The organism is Gilliamella sp. LMG 34359 (assembly GCF_984569085.1).
This window is the reverse complement of sequence record NZ_OZ474906.1, coordinates 3,409,106-3,424,210: the sequence shown is the minus strand read 5'-3', so window position 1 is coordinate 3,424,210 and position 15,105 is coordinate 3,409,106. Positions and strand designations below refer to the sequence as shown.

Sequence of the window (15,105 nt, the reverse complement as noted above, 5' to 3'; positions counted from 1 at the left end):
AACATGAAAAATCTTTCAATTAAAAAAGTAGCGCTAGGCATATTTTTAGCTGGCTATGCTGCAACTAGTGCCTATGCTGATTTTAGCCCGAAAATGACACAAGCACAGATAGAGGGTAATGCACCCGTGATTTATCATCCAAACGGTACTGATCAACGAAAAATGTTTGTTCGTATCACTAATGATGAAGCTGGAACCACAGCTATAGGTAACACAGTGCACGCAAAAGTCGGAAATTATATTCATATTTTTTATAAATTAAAAGATGCCGATGGCGACATGGATAACGATACTGATCACAGCGTAGCAAACACATTAACTGTTTATAAAAAAACGACCAGAGACACATCTTGGGTTCCTGTCGCTGTTAACGCACAATCTAGGAACACTGGTGAAGATGGACATATCTATTTTGAAATCACATCGGCAATGGCTGGTGCAAACGTCGTTGGTTTTACACTTCAAGAAGTTACTCCATATGGTAATCCAAAAGCAAATCAATGGTTGCAGGTTAGTAATATTTGGAAAACAAGTGGCCCCAATGTTATTGGCAGTAATCAAGCCCCTACAGTAGATGACTATGGACCAGGTGAAATAGATCCAGACAACCCAATCGGTCCTATCGAATCAGATGCAACTAAAATGGGTATCTTTAAAGTAAATGCTAGTGGTACGCCAATTTGGGATTATAACCTAGCTGCTGGTGGTGTAGATATAACCGATCCTAACTTCATTCCAAAATATGGCGATAAATTAGCTGCTGTTGTTTGGACGGCTTCTGAAGCAAATGGTGGTAATGACACTCCAGACTTAGGGAGTCGTACCCCGACAGATACCGATCAATCACAAGCATATACCTTTACTTGGTCATTAAGAGGAACAGCTGACGGAATCGCCGCTAATACTACAGAAACCGTGACTCAGGGCGTAAGTGTAGATGATGTTCACAAATGGGGAATAATCAAATTAGGAACTAGTAACTCAGATTATAACTCTCTCAATGGTGGAGCGTATAAAGCAGGTATCCAAGGATTCCAGCTTCAAGTTGAAGCACGTTAATGATTTTAACGAAACTAATCAAAACCACTCAATTGAGTGGTTTTTTTTAGTTAATCATTAATGTACACTACTAATCATCATCTTGCTTCCTCAAACTATTATAAGTTAACTGGTTTAACCTAACTATGATTATTCCTTGGCAAACCCTAGATCCTGATACATTAACTAATCTTATAGAATACTTTGTTTTACGCGAAGGTACAGATTACGGAGAACAAGAAAAATCTCTTGCCGACAAAGTTAATGATGTAAAACGTCATTTAATGGATGGTTCAGCTGCGATTTTTTGGTCTGAATTATACGAGACAATAGATATTAAATATATAAAATAATGATTAAAATCGTTTTATCGAGTATATGATTTATTGAGTAACTTTGTTATAGTGTTAGCGTAGTAATTTGAATGGAGAGGAAGGAATAATGATTGGTAAACAGCAATCAGATACAACATTGGAGTGGTTTTTATCTCATTGCCATATTCATAAATATCCAGCAAAAAGCACCCTTATACATCAAGGTGAAAAAGCCGAAACTCTCTATTATATTTTAAAAGGAGCGGTAGCGGTATTAATCAAAGATGATGAAGGTAATGAAATGATTTTGTCTTATTTGAACCAAAATCAATTTTTAGGTGAGTTAGGCCTTTTCGAAGAAGGAACAGAGCGTAGTGCTTGGGTTAAAGCCAAAACCAGTTGTGAAGTAGCCGAAATTTCATACAAAAAATTTAAGCAACTGGTTCAGGTTAATCCAGATATTTTGATGCGCCTTGCTAGTCAAATGGCAAGTCGATTGCAAGTTACTTCTGAAAAAGTGAGTAATTTAGCTTTTTTAGATGTAGCCGGCCGTATTGCCCAAACATTATTGAACTTAACCAAACAGCCTGATGCCATGACACATCCTGATGGCATGCAAATAAAAATTACCCGCCAAGAGATTGGCCAAATCGTTGGTTGCTCGCGTGAAACCGTTGGAAGAATTTTAAAAATGCTTGAAGATCAACATTTAATTTCAGCGCATGGTAAGACGATTGTTGTTTATGGTACCCGTTGATTTAGGGAATTATCGAAATTATCATTAATATGATTGAGATATGACGAGATTTTACATGACACAACAAAAATATATTCCTAACCATGTGGCGATTATTATGGATGGTAATGGTCGATGGGCTAAGCAACGAAATCAATTGCGAGCTTCTGGCCATCGAGCCGGTTTAAAAACAGTACGTAAAATTGTAGCTCATGCTGCCCAAATAGGTATCAAGGTGCTTACCTTATATGCGTTTAGTAGTGAAAATTGGAAGCGGCCAGCTAATGAAGTTTCGGCATTAATTTCGCTGTTTATTTATGCATTAAATCGTGAAATAAAAAATTTAAATAAAAATAATGTTCGGCTAAATATTATTGGTGATATATCTAAATTTAATCAAAATCTACAGAATCTTATTATTAATGCACAGCGGTTAACTCAAAATAATACTGGACTTGTCTTGAATATTGCCGCTAATTATGGCGGTCGTTGGGATATTGTGCAATCCGCTCAAAAAATAGCTTCTCAAGTTTTAGATGGTAAAATAACACCTCAAGATATTAATGAGGATTATTTTTCCTCAATGACTTGTATGTATACTTTGCCAGAAGTTGAATTAATTATTCGTACTGGTGGTGAATACCGAATAAGTAATTTTTTATTATGGCAAAGTGCTTACGCAGAATTGTATTTTACCGATATACTATGGCCTGACTTTAATCAAGCTTCATTTGACGAAGCGATAAATATTTTTAATACTAGAGAACGACGTTTTGGTGGCGTTCTAAATGAGGATCTTCCATGCTAATCCAGCGTATTTTAACTGCCATCGTACTTATTCCTTTGGTTATTATTGCACTGTTTTTTGCACCATTATCAATATTTTCATATTTGATCATTGCTGTTTGTGCATTAGCTACTTGGGAATGGAGCCATTTTTTAGGAATGGTAGAAAAAACTCAGAAAGCTATCTTTATGGTTTTAATCATTAGTTTATTAGCTTTACTTTATCTGATACCAATTGACCTTTCACTTAAAGGTAAATTATATACTTATATAATTTACCTATCGATCGTTTGGTGGTTAATTGCTTTGCTATTAGTAATTAGTTACCCTCAATCAGCAAAATATTGGTCTAAATCAATATTAATTAAGCTGTTGTTTGCGCTTTTTACCTTAATACCTTTTTATATTAGTATGCTTGAATTACGATCGATCAATTATGATATTGATCGTTATACTGGTGCGGTTTGGTTGCTCTATGTATTTGTGTTAGTATGGGCAACCGATACTGGGGCTTATTTTGCTGGGCGGGCGATAGGCAAGCATAAATTAGCTGTAAAAGTTTCACCAGGAAAAACGATAGAAGGTTTTATTGGTGGAGTTAGTTTAGCTATTTTGGTTTGTTTGCTAGTTTATTTAACCGGTTATTTTGCTATTAGCTTTATCAATTTTTTAATTAGTTCACTATTGGCTATTTTAGTTTCGGTATTAGGTGACCTAACCGAAAGTATGTTTAAGCGTGAAGCTGGCATTAAAGATAGTGGAAATCTGATTCCCGGACATGGTGGTATTTTAGATCGTATTGATAGTTTAACCGCGGCAGTTCCTGTATTTACTGCATTATCTTTGCATTTATTCTAAAAGGTTGCTGATTTTGCTTTGGTCACTGTTGTTATTTCTTATCACTATCAGTATATTAGTTACAGTACATGAATTTGGACATTATTTTGTCGCACGGCTATGTAAAGTACAAGTAGAATGTTTCTCAATTGGGTTTGGAAAAAAAATATGGTCGCATAGGTTTTCAAATGGAACCGAGTTAGTTATTGCTATGATTCCGCTAGGCGGATATGTTAGAATGCTTGATAGCAGAACAACTGAATTATCACCCAATTTAGAAAAATTAGCTTTTGATAAAAAAAAGATTTGGCAACGCGCCGCGATTATTTTTGCTGGGCCATTTGCTAATTTTGTTTTAGCGTTAATTATCTATTGGATTGTTTTTTTGATGGGAGTAGTCGATTACCCCGTTAAAATAAAAAATACTATACCGGCAACTCCAGCTGCATCTATACATATTCCCGCTGAGGCGGAGTTAAAAATGATAGATAAAGTAAAGATAAATAGTTGGAATGATGTAAAAGTTGCTTTGATTTCGGCTTTAGGTAAAAACAATATTAATGTTACCTATATAGATAGTTCGGTTATCAATAATCGTCAACAAGCAGTGAGCCGAAATGTTAATATTAGCGATTGGAGTTTTGATTTAGAGAAAGAATCAGCAATTGCTGCATTTGGATTTATACCTAAACAAGTGGAAATTTATCCAATTATAAGTAAAATTGTCGCTAATTCGGCAGCAGCTCAGGCTGGTTTACAAGTTGGTGATAAAATTATCAGTTATAATGATCATCTTTATCAAAATTGGCAAGATTTTACTAATACGATAAAAAAAGCTGAAACCATAAAAATTAAGGTAAATAGGAATAATAAAGATGTAGAGCTAACACTTCAACCCACAATAAATAAAAATGGTGAAGGTGTGGCTGGTTTTTATCCGACTTCAGATGTAGTAATTAAGCAGTATAATGTTTTAAATGGATTTGGTAAGGCGATGGAAAGAACCTTGTTAGAAACAGAATTTACTTTCCGTTCTTTTTACCAATTAGTAACAGGCGTTGTTGGTTTAAAATATTTATCAGGATCAATAACAATAGCAAAAAGCGCAGGGCAAACAGCAAGTTATGGATTTACCCCTTACTTATGTTTTCTAGCTTTTATTAGTATAAATTTAGGGGTTATCAATCTTGTTCCATTACCGATGTTAGATGGCGGGCAGTTGCTTTTTTTATTTTTTGAAATGATAAAAGGAAAAGCCTTATCAAATAAAACACAAGAGCGTTTTTTTCTAATCGGATTTGTTTTATTAATGGTAATAATGGGAATTGCATTATTTAATGATATTTTACGACTGTAATGGGATGAGGTTATAAATATATACAATGAAAATAAATAAATTACTTATAGCATCTATGTTGTTTGGTACCACAGTAACATATAGTTCTAATGCATTTTGCGTTGATGATTTTGTGGTAAAAGATATCAAATTTGAAGGCTTACAGCGAGTAACCGTTGGCGCTGCAATGCTTGAAATGCCTGTTCAAGTTGGCGACTATGTAAATGAATCTGATTTAGGTCGTATTATCAAATCATTATACGCTAGCGGCAATTTTGATGATATTACGCTATCTCGCGATGGTGATAAATTAATTATTCATGTACAAGAACGCCCAACGATTGCCAGTATAACTTTTTCAGGTAATAAATCTGTTAAAGATGATATGTTAAAGAAAAATTTAGATAGCACCGGCATTCGAGAGGGTGATGCATTAGATCGAACAATGCTTTCAGGGATTGAAAAAGGGCTAGAAGATTTTTACTATAGCGTGGGTAAATATAATGCGCAAATCAAAGCTGTAGTGACACCATTATCTCGTAACCGAGTTGATCTCAAATTAGTTATTGCCGAGGGTAAATCTGCTCTAATTGATCAAATCAATATTGTGGGCGCAAAAGCGTTTTCATCTGAAGAGCTTATTTCACGCTTTTCTCTACGCGACAATGTACCTTGGTGGAATATGATGGGTGATCGTAAATATCAAAAACAGAAATTAGCATCAGATTTAGACGAGTTGCAGAGCTTCTATTTAAATCGTGGTTATGCCAGATTTGATATTGAGTCAACACAAGTCAGTTTAACTCCAGATAAAAAAGGTATTTATGTCACGATTAATATTCATGAAGGTGAACAATACAAGTTATCTGGTTTTGATTTTAAAGGCAACTTTGCTGGTCATGAAAAAGAAATTCAAAAAATAGCTAAAGAAAAGCTCACTGAAGGTGAACTTTATAATGGTAAAAAAATTACCGATATTGAAGATAATATCAAACGATTACTTGCTAATTTTGGCTATGCCTACCCTCACGTTGCTATTCAACCGGAAATGGATGATTCATCACATACCGTTAAATTAGTAGTGTTAGTAGATGTGGGGCAACGTTTTTATGTGCGAAATATTAAAATCGTTGGTAATACGGTAACTAGCGAAAGCGTAGTTCGTCGTGAACTTCGCCAAATGGAAGGTTCATGGTTAAGTAACGGCTTAGTTGAACTTGGTAAAGAACGTCTAAACCGACTTGGCTTCTTTGAGAGTGTTGAAGCCAATACTGAACGAGTTCCGGGTATTGATGATCAAGTTGATATCATTTATAAAGTAGCTGAACGTAACACCGGTAGTATTAAATTTGGTGTTGGTATCGGCTCAGACAGTGGTGTAAGTTTTAATGCCGGTATCTCTCAAGATAACTGGTTAGGAACGGGTAATAGTGTTTCATTTGATATTAATACCACCAGTAGTGATAAAACGGCTTCTATTTCGATTGTTGACCCTTATTTTACCGTTGATGGTGTCAGTTTAGGTGGTAGTGTCTACTACAATACATATAAAACTGATAGTGATGATGATGAATCTGAGTATTCAAGTAAAACTTGGGGGGCGACTGCTAACCTTGGTTTCCCTATTAGCGAAAATAACTTTGTCCGCTTTGGTGCTGAATATGCTAATCATAAATTAACCGATATGCAACCACAATATAATATGTGGCGCTATTTTGATTCTATGGGTGAGAATATGAAAAATAAAAGTAAATCATATTCATATGACACCAATGATTTGCTATTGAACGCCTATTGGACATATAACTCCTTAGATCGTGGTTACTTCCCAACAGATGGTCTAAGACTCAGTGCTAATTTAAAAGCAACAACGCCAATATTTGAAAATAGATTCTATAAAATGGTTAGTGATGCTTCTTACTATTATCCTATTGATACTGATCATAATTGGGTATTTTTAGCTCGGGGTCGATTAGGTTATGGCGGTGGATTTGGTGGCAAAGAACTACCATTCTATGAAAACTTCTATGCCGGTGGTTCAACAGTATTACGGGGCTTTAAAGCCAATACTGTCGGTCCTAAAGCGGTCTATTTTAATAAAACTGGATGTAAAACGTTAGAAGATTCAGCTCAATGCACTAGATCTAGCGATGCAATAGGTGGTAATGCATTAGTCTTTGCAAGTACAGAACTAATAGTGCCTACGCCATTTGCGGGTGAAAAATATGCTGATAGTATTAGAACATCAGTATTTTTTGATGCAGGTACGGTTTGGGATACAGAGTGGGATTTAAAAGGCAAAAATATTCCTGATTATAGTTCGCCATCTGATATTCGATTATCAACTGGTCTTGCTGTTCAATGGATGTCTCCATTAGGTCCATTGGTATTTTCTTATGCACAGCCATTGAAGAAATATAGTGGTGATTCAGCTCAGCAATTCCAATTTAATATAGGTTCAACATGGTAATACCATATTGTTTATAACTAAAATACACATAGGTGAATAAAGTGAAAAAAATTATGTCTGTTATTGGTATCAGTATTGCGCTATTTTTTACGAGTTTTGTATATGCTGAAACTAAAATTGGTATTATCGATATTAAATCTGTAATGGATCGTATGCCAGAAAGAGAAGCGGTTGGTAAAGCATTAACTCAAAAATTTGAAGCTCGAGCAAAATCATTAGAAGCCGAAGAAAAACTTGCTAATGATGCCGCTGCACGCTTAAAGAAAGAAGGGGTAACTTTATCATCTTCTGAAAAGGCCAAACTAAGTAAAACTATTGCAGATTTTCAGAATAAAGCTGCCGCTTTTTCAAATGAATATCGTGAAAGTGAAGCAAAAGAAGCTAGTCAATTATTAGCGAAAATTCAACAAGCAGTTAAAAAAATTGTTGCAGAAGAAAAATTTGATCTTGTTTTAAGAGCAGATACAGTTTTATACGCCTCTGATACTGTTGACATTACAGATAAAGTGTTGGAGAAGGTTAAGAAATAATGTTTGCTTGTCTTTTAGAACAACTAGCTAAGCATATTGATGCTAAATTACACGGTGATGGGACTTTACCCATCACAGGTATTGCATCAATGAAAGGAGCGGTATCAGGACAAATTACATTTTTGGCAGATAAAAAATTTCAGAGCAATCTCTCAGAGTGTAAAGCTTCAGCTGTAGTAATGACTGAAGATAGCCTAAAATACTGGCACGGTGCCGCCTTAATTGTTAACAATCCTTATCTTGCTTATGCAAAATTAGCACAATACCTAGATACCACACCAAACCCAGCTAAAGATATCGCGCCTTCTGCGGTGATTGATTCGTCTGCTAAATTAGGTAACAATGTATCAATCGGCGCTAATGCGGTTATTGAAAGCAATGTGATATTGGCTGATAACTGTATTATTGGTCCAGGTTGTTTCATCGGTAAAAATACTAAGATTGGTGCTGGCACTAAATTATGGGCTAATGTTTCTGTTTATCATAACTGTATTATTGGTGAAAATTGCTTAATTCAGTCAGGGACAGTTATTGGAGCAGATGGATTTGGTTATGCCAATGATAAAGGTAAATGGATAAAAATCCCCCAATTAGGTCGAGTAGTTATTGGTAATAATGTTGAAATCGGGGCATCAACAACGATAGATCGTGGTGCGTTAGATGATACTATTATTGGTAATGGTGTAATAATTGATAATCAGTGTCAAATTGCTCACAACGATATTATTGGTGATCATACAGCGGTCGCTGGTGGTGTTATTATGGCGGGTAGTTTAAAGATTGGACGTCATTGCCTAATTGGTGGTGCGAGCGTTATTAACGGACATATGGAAATTTGTGATCAAGTAACGGTTACCGGCATGGGTATGGTTATGCGACCAATTACCGAACCTGGTGTATATTCATCCGGTATTCCATTGCAACAAAATAAAGTATGGCGTAAAACAGCTTCATTAGTTTTGCATATTGATGAAATGAATAAACGTTTGAAAGCACTTGAGAAGAAGCTATTAAATGTCTCGACGTAGACGATTACGGTCGGTATAATGCTTTCCTATTTTGTAAATTTAATTAGCTCAATTAATTAATTTTTAATGATGAGCAAATATATTTAATAATTCCGAGGTATAAAGATGCAAGTTTCGGTAGAAACAACAGAAGGTTTGGGCCGTCGTTTATCAATTACAATAAAATCAGAAGATATTACCAAAGCGGTTAATAAAGAACTTATTAACACAGCAAAAAAAGTACGTATTGATGGTTTCCGTAAAGGCAAAGTACCTTTAAAAATTGTTGAACAACGTTATGGTGCTTCTATTTTACAAGATGCTTTAAGTGATTTAATGCAACGTAATTTTATCGATGCTATTATTCAAGAAAAATTGAATCCAGCCGGTGCGCCAATTTATACGCCTAAAGAATATAAAGATGGCGAAGATTATACTTTCACTGTTGAATTTGAAATTTATCCTGAGATTAAAATTAAAGATTTAGATAAAATTGAAGTCGAAAAACCGGTTGCTGAAATTGCAGATGCTGATGTTGAAACTATGATTGAAACCTTACGTAAGCAACAAGGTACATGGAAAATTGTTAAAAAGAAATCAAAAGAACAAAATCGCGTCACGCTAGACTTTTTAGGTAAAGTTGATGGTGCTGAATTCGAAGGTGGTAAAGCTGATGATTTTGTTCTTGTGCTAGGACAAGGTCGAATGATTCCAGGTTTTGAAGATGCCATTATTGGTCACAAAGCAGGGGATGAATTTGACATTAATGTTACTTTCCCAGAAGATTACCATGCCGAGAATTTAAAAGGTAAGCCAGCGGTATTTTCAGCTAAACTTAACAAAGTTGAAGAACTTGAATTACCAGAACTTACCGAAGATGTAGTTAAAAGATTTGGTATTGCTGATGGAACAGTTGAAAGTTTACGGGCAGAAGTACGCAAAAATATGCAACGTGAGCTTAATGCAACAATTCGCAATAAAATCAAAACACAAGCTATTGATGGTTTAGTAAAAAATAATGATATTCAAGTTCCTTCAGCGTTAATTGACCGCGAAGTTGAAGTATTACGTCAACAAGCCGTAACTCGCTTTGGTGGAAATATTAAACAACCAATGGATCTACCTAAAGAGTTGTTTGAAGCAGAAGCTAAACGTCGGGTCATCGTTGGATTACTATTCAGCGAAATTATTGAAAGTAACAAATTAAAAGCTGAAGAAGCGAAAGTTCAATCTTTAATTGATGAAATAGCAACTGCTTATGAAGATCCTAAAGAAGTGGTTGATTATTACCGTAAAGATAAAAAAGCAATGGATAATATCCGTTCTGTTGCATTAGAAGATCAAGTTGTTGATTTATTATTAGCTAGTGCAAAAGTGACAGAGAAGACTTATTCATTTTCAGAATTAATGAATCAACAAGTTGCTTAAGCAGCTTGTCACTTATTTAATTAAAATTCATTATAAGCCCAAATAAGGATCAATTGTTTGGGCTATTTTGTTTAATTAGGAGATGAAGATGCCTTTAGAACCATACATGAGTGTGATTCCAATGGTTGTTGAGCAAAGTTCTCGTGGCGAAAGAGCTTATGATATTTACTCACGATTATTAAAAGAAAGAATTATATTTTTGACTGGACAAGTTGAAGATAATATGGCCAATTTGATTATTGCACAGATGCTTTTTCTTGAAGCAGAAAACTCCGAGAAAGATATTTACTTATATATCAATTCTCCTGGTGGTGTTGTCACAGCTGGGATGGCTATTTATGATACGATGCAGTTTATTAAACCTGATGTAAGCACAATTTGTCTTGGACAAGCCTGTTCAATGGGATCGCTACTTTTAGCGGCAGGAACTCACGGTAAACGTTACTGCTTACCTAACGCTCGGGTTATGATTCACCAACCACTAGGTGGATTCCAAGGGCAAGCATCAGATATTCAAATTCATGCTCAAGAAATATTACAGGTAAAAAGTCGATTAAATAATATTTTGGCAAAACATACCGGACAAGATATTAGTGTAATTGAGAAGGATACAGATCGTGATAATTTCATGTCAGCTGAGAAAGCAGTTGAATATGGATTGGTTGACGCCATATACAGTAAACGATCTTAAAACTAAATAGGTGGAAAAAGTGGATAAAGAAAATTCAGAAAAATTACTCTATTGTACTTTTTGTGGGAAAAGTCAACATGAAGTCCGTAAATTAATTGCTGGACCATCATCTATTTATATCTGTAATGAATGTATTGGTTTATGTAATGATATTTTAAAAGAAGAGACAAAAGGCTTTCTCTCTCATGAAGAATTTATTAGTAAACCATTACCGACACCGCATGAAATTCGAGACCATCTTGATGAATATGTCATCGGTCAGGAGCGTGCTAAGAAAGTATTATCCGTCGCTGTTTATAATCATTATAAACGTTTACGTAGCTACTCTAATCGTAGTGATGTAGAGTTAGGTAAAAGTAATATTTTATTAATTGGCCCTACAGGTAGTGGAAAAACCTTACTTGCTGAGACATTAGCCCGTTTTTTAGATGTTCCATTTGCCATGGCTGATGCAACGACATTGACCGAAGCAGGCTATGTTGGTGAAGATGTCGAAAATATTATTCAGAAATTATTACAAAGTTGTGACTATAATGTAGAAAAAGCTCAACGTGGTATCATTTACGTTGATGAAATTGATAAGATTTCTAGAAAATCGGATAATCCATCTATCACTCGAGATGTCTCAGGTGAAGGTGTTCAGCAGGCTTTACTAAAAATTATTGAAGGTACGATTGCCTCAGTTCCACCTAAAGGTGGACGAAAGCATCCTCAACAGGAATTTTTGCAAGTTGATACATCAAAAATCCTCTTTATTTGTGGTGGGGCATTTAGTGGCTTGGATAAAGTTATTGAAAATCGAATATCTACTAATACCGGAATTGGTTTTGCCGCTGATGTAAAAAGCTCAAAAAATAAAGCGACAGAATCTGAGTTATTAGCCCAGATAGAAGCGGAAGATTTAGTTAAATTTGGTCTTATTCCTGAATTTATTGGTAGATTACCGGTTATCGGAACATTAGCAGAGTTAGATAAAGATGCGTTAGTTAACATTTTGACAGAACCTAAAAATGCCTTAACTAAACAATTTAAAGCCTTATTAGAATTGGATGGTGTAGAACTGGAATTTACTCAAGAAGCTTTAGACGCAATTGCAATCAATGCAATGAAGCGTAAAACAGGAGCTCGAGGTTTGCGTTCAATTGTTGAAAATATATTATTAGATACAATGTATGACTTACCATCATTGCATAATGTTAAAAAAGTGCTTGTTGAGAAAGATACGGTAGATCATTTGCAATCACCTAAATTAATTTTTAGTGAAGATACAGAACTTTCTGCATAATAGGTAAGTGAAGAGTGCTATTTACAGTAAGTAGCATTTAATTGCAAAAGAGTGGAATATGCATGTACATCTTTGTACTGCTTATTTAAAACATAACAGGATGAGCTTGAATATCTTAAAATTGCCCCAATATAAGAATGATAAGTTTGTACTACCGAGAGAACAAAATGAAGACAAAACAAACTAAACAAATGATAATGCCTATTTTACCATTGCGTGATGTTGTTGTATTTCCGCACATGGTAATTCCTCTCTTTGTTGGTCGTAATAAATCAATCCGTTGTCTGGAAAGTGCAATGGAGATGGATAAACAAGTTTTTCTTGTAACACAAAAATACCCTTCGCAAGATGACCCTGATGTTGAAGATTTGTATGAAGTAGGAACTGTAGCCAATGTTTTACAATTACTTCAATTACCTGATGGTACAGTAAAGGTTCTCGTTGAAGGTGTTGCCCGTGCTAAAATAGTTGATATTCTTGAACGAAAAGAAGATGATTTTTTAATCGCAAACATCAAACCTCTAAAAGAATTGAAAAAGGATGATAAAGTTAACCAAGCAATGATAAGGGTACTATTATCTAACTTTGACGATTATGCCAAACTTAATAAAAAAGTGACCCAAGAGGTTGTTGATTCAATTCATTTAATTAAAGAACCATCACAATTAGCCGATTCTGTTGCCGCAACATTATTTGTAAAAGTTGAACAAAAACAAGAAATTTTAGTCAGTTCTGATTTAGAAAAACGTTTTGAGTTGCTTATTTCATTAATGGAAGCAGAAATTGATTTGTTGCAAGTAGAAAAAAATATTCGTCAACGCGTGAAACAACAAATGGAAAAAGCGCAAAAAGAATATTATCTCAATGAACAAATCAAAGCGATACATAAAGAGTTAGGAGATATCGATAATAAGCTTGACGAATATGAAGAGTTAAACTTAAAAATTACTAAGGCGAAAATGCCAAAAGAGGCCAAGGAAAAAACATTATCTGAACTTAATAAACTTAAGATGATGCCGACTATGTCTGCCGAGGCAACGGTCGTTCGTGGATACATTGATTGGATGTTACAGGTTCCATGGCATAAACGCAGTAAAGTAAAAAAGGATATTCATGACGCGCAAAAAGTTTTAGATAAAGACCATTATGGCCTTGATCGAGTTAAAGATCGAATTCTAGAATATTTGGCGGTACAAGGGCGAGTTAATAAAGTTAAGGGGCCAATTTTATGTTTAGTGGGGCCTCCGGGAGTGGGTAAAACGTCATTAGGACAATCAATTGCTAAAGCGACAGGAAGAGAATATGTTCGTATGGCATTAGGTGGCGTCCGTGATGAAGCTGAAATTCGCGGACATCGTAGAACTTATATTGGTTCAATGCCAGGTAAATTAATCCAGCGTTTAGTTAAAGTTGGGGTTAAAAATCCGCTATTTTTGTTAGATGAAATCGATAAAATGGCTTCCGATATGCGTGGTGATCCAGCTTCTGCGTTATTAGAAGTTCTTGACCCTGAGCAAAATAGTGCATTTAGTGACCATTATTTAGAAGTCGATTATGATTTATCGGATGTCATGTTTGTAGCAACAGCTAATTCAATGAATATTCCTGCCCCATTACTTGATAGAATGGAAGTAATTCGGCTATCCGGTTACACCGAAGATGAAAAGTTGAATATTGCTAAACAGCATTTAATTTCTAAACAGATTGCTAATAATGGTTTAAAAGCGAGTGAAATTAATATTGATGACTCAGCTATAATTAGCATTATTCGCTATTACACGCGTGAAGCAGGTGTACGAAGCTTAGAAAGAGAAATAGCCAAAATTTGTCGTAAAGTTGTTAAGCAACTTGCTTTAAATAACCGTTTACGAAAAATAAGCGTAACGCAAGATAATCTAAAAGATTATTTGGGTGTGCCACGTTTTGATTATGGAAAATCTGAAAGTGAAAATCGGATTGGTCAAGTTAATGGTTTGGCGTGGACAGAAGTTGGTGGTGATCTGCTAACGATTGAATCAATGAGTGTTGTTGGTAAAGGTAAGTTGACTTATACCGGCTCATTGGGTGACGTGATGCAAGAATCTATTCAAACCGCACTTACAGTTGTTCGCTCACGAGCTGAAAAGTTGGGAATCAATAACGACTTTTATGAAAAACGTGATATACATGTGCATGTTCCTGATGGCGCCACACCTAAGGATGGTCCGAGTGCAGGTATCGCTATGTGTACCTCTTTGGTTTCGACTTTAACTGGTAACCCTGTGCGTTCAGATGTTGCTATGACGGGCGAAATTACTTTACGAGGCGAAGTATTACCAATCGGTGGGTTAAAAGAGAAATTATTAGCTGCTCACCGCGGTGGCATCAAAACAGCTATAATTCCGATTGATAATGTTAAAGATCTCGAAGAGATTCCAGAAAATGTTAAATCTGAAATTGATATCAGACCGGTTAAGTGGATAGATGATGTTTTGGTGATTGCTTTGCAAAATAACCCATTTGGTATTGAAGCAGTTAACCAAAACGTAAAAATAGCGTCACCAACAAAAAAAACGGTTAAAAAGATCAAAAATACAGCTAATGTTTCAACTCGGTTAAATTAGATCAAACAATAAAAAAGCCAACTTTGTTGAAGTGACTGAAGTGA

At 35.2% G+C, this 15,105-nt stretch carries 13 protein-coding genes; all 13 read left to right on the top strand.

Going from position 1 to position 15,105, the window contains the following annotated elements; translation table 11 throughout:
* Positions 1-3: 3 nt before the first annotated feature.
* The 13 genes from AC5LXV_RS15615 to lon all read left to right on the top strand — a co-directional run bounded on the left by AC5LXV_RS15615 (position 4) and on the right by lon (position 15,061).
* Entirely contained in the window at positions 4-1,059 is a 1,056-nt protein-coding gene (locus tag AC5LXV_RS15615) for a hypothetical protein (RefSeq protein WP_493466973.1), read from the top strand.
* A gap of 125 nt (positions 1,060-1,184) precedes the next feature.
* Positions 1,185-1,391: a YheU family protein gene (locus AC5LXV_RS15610; RefSeq protein ID WP_110432608.1), complete on the top strand. Its 207-nt coding sequence runs from the start codon at positions 1,185-1,187 to the stop codon at positions 1,389-1,391.
* Positions 1,392-1,476: 85 nt separating this feature from the next.
* Positions 1,477-2,109, top strand: a complete 633-nt coding sequence (gene crp, locus AC5LXV_RS15605) for a cAMP-activated global transcriptional regulator CRP (RefSeq protein WP_034884167.1) — start codon at positions 1,477-1,479, stop codon at positions 2,107-2,109.
* A gap of 55 nt (positions 2,110-2,164) precedes the next feature.
* Positions 2,165-2,896, top strand: a complete 732-nt coding sequence (gene uppS, locus AC5LXV_RS15600) for an undecaprenyl pyrophosphate synthase (RefSeq protein WP_219999663.1) — start codon at positions 2,165-2,167, stop codon at positions 2,894-2,896.
* A complete protein-coding gene (locus AC5LXV_RS15595; RefSeq protein WP_493466972.1) occupies positions 2,890-3,732 on the top strand; it encodes a phosphatidate cytidylyltransferase in 843 nt (280 codons plus the stop codon). Before uppS ends, AC5LXV_RS15595 begins: the two co-directional genes overlap by 7 nt.
* A 4-nt stretch (positions 3,733-3,736) precedes the next feature.
* Positions 3,737-5,068, top strand: a complete 1,332-nt coding sequence (rseP, locus tag AC5LXV_RS15590) for an RIP metalloprotease RseP (protein ID WP_493466971.1) — start codon at positions 3,737-3,739, stop codon at positions 5,066-5,068.
* Between the two features lie 25 nt (positions 5,069-5,093).
* Positions 5,094-7,517, top strand: a complete 2,424-nt coding sequence (bamA, locus tag AC5LXV_RS15585) for an outer membrane protein assembly factor BamA (protein ID WP_493466970.1) — start codon at positions 5,094-5,096, stop codon at positions 7,515-7,517.
* 41 nt (positions 7,518-7,558) lie between these two features.
* On the top strand, positions 7,559-8,047 hold the full coding sequence (locus AC5LXV_RS15580) for an OmpH/Skp family outer membrane protein (protein WP_493466969.1): 489 nt from the start codon (positions 7,559-7,561) through the stop codon (positions 8,045-8,047).
* Positions 8,047-9,075 carry a UDP-3-O-(3-hydroxymyristoyl)glucosamine N-acyltransferase gene (gene lpxD, locus AC5LXV_RS15575; protein ID WP_110432614.1) on the top strand — a complete coding sequence of 343 codons (1,029 nt, stop codon included), beginning with the start codon at positions 8,047-8,049 and terminating at the stop codon, positions 9,073-9,075. The genes AC5LXV_RS15580 and lpxD overlap by 1 nt, the downstream gene beginning before the upstream one ends.
* A 105-nt stretch (positions 9,076-9,180) precedes the next feature.
* Complete coding sequence (tig, locus tag AC5LXV_RS15570; RefSeq protein ID WP_493445376.1) at positions 9,181-10,482, top strand: trigger factor; 1,302 nt, start codon at positions 9,181-9,183, stop codon at positions 10,480-10,482.
* An 88-nt stretch (positions 10,483-10,570) separates the two neighbouring features.
* The gene (clpP, locus tag AC5LXV_RS15565) at positions 10,571-11,173 is read left to right on the top strand and encodes an ATP-dependent Clp endopeptidase proteolytic subunit ClpP (protein WP_034884667.1); all 603 of its coding nucleotides are present in this window, start codon (positions 10,571-10,573) and stop codon (positions 11,171-11,173) included.
* 10 nt (positions 11,174-11,183) lie between these two features.
* Positions 11,184-12,458 carry an ATP-dependent protease ATP-binding subunit ClpX gene (gene clpX, locus AC5LXV_RS15560; protein WP_493466968.1) on the top strand — a complete coding sequence of 425 codons (1,275 nt, stop codon included), beginning with the start codon at positions 11,184-11,186 and terminating at the stop codon, positions 12,456-12,458.
* Between the two features lie 167 nt (positions 12,459-12,625).
* The gene (lon, locus tag AC5LXV_RS15555; RefSeq protein WP_493466967.1) at positions 12,626-15,061 is read left to right on the top strand and encodes an endopeptidase La; all 2,436 of its coding nucleotides are present in this window, start codon (positions 12,626-12,628) and stop codon (positions 15,059-15,061) included.
* The last annotated feature ends 44 nt before the right edge of the window (positions 15,062-15,105 follow it).

Bases quoted from the DNA above. Each gene is read 5' to 3' on its own strand.
- AC5LXV_RS15615 (WP_493466973.1), top strand. From the start codon at position 4: ATGAAAAATCTTTCAATTAAAAAAGTAGCGCTAGGCATATTTTTAGCT.
- AC5LXV_RS15595 (WP_493466972.1), top strand. From the start codon at position 2,890: ATGCTAATCCAGCGTATTTTAACTGCCATCGTACTTATTCCTTTGGTT.
- clpP (WP_034884667.1), top strand. From the start codon at position 10,571: ATGCCTTTAGAACCATACATGAGTGTGATTCCAATGGTTGTTGAGCAA.
- lon (WP_493466967.1), top strand. From the start codon at position 12,626: ATGAAGACAAAACAAACTAAACAAATGATAATGCCTATTTTACCATTG.
- lpxD (WP_110432614.1), top strand. From the start codon at position 8,047: ATGTTTGCTTGTCTTTTAGAACAACTAGCTAAGCATATTGATGCTAAA.
- bamA (WP_493466970.1), top strand. From the start codon at position 5,094: ATGAAAATAAATAAATTACTTATAGCATCTATGTTGTTTGGTACCACA.
- tig (WP_493445376.1), top strand. From the start codon at position 9,181: ATGCAAGTTTCGGTAGAAACAACAGAAGGTTTGGGCCGTCGTTTATCA.
- AC5LXV_RS15610 (WP_110432608.1), top strand. From the start codon at position 1,185: ATGATTATTCCTTGGCAAACCCTAGATCCTGATACATTAACTAATCTT.
- uppS (WP_219999663.1), top strand. From the start codon at position 2,165: ATGACACAACAAAAATATATTCCTAACCATGTGGCGATTATTATGGAT.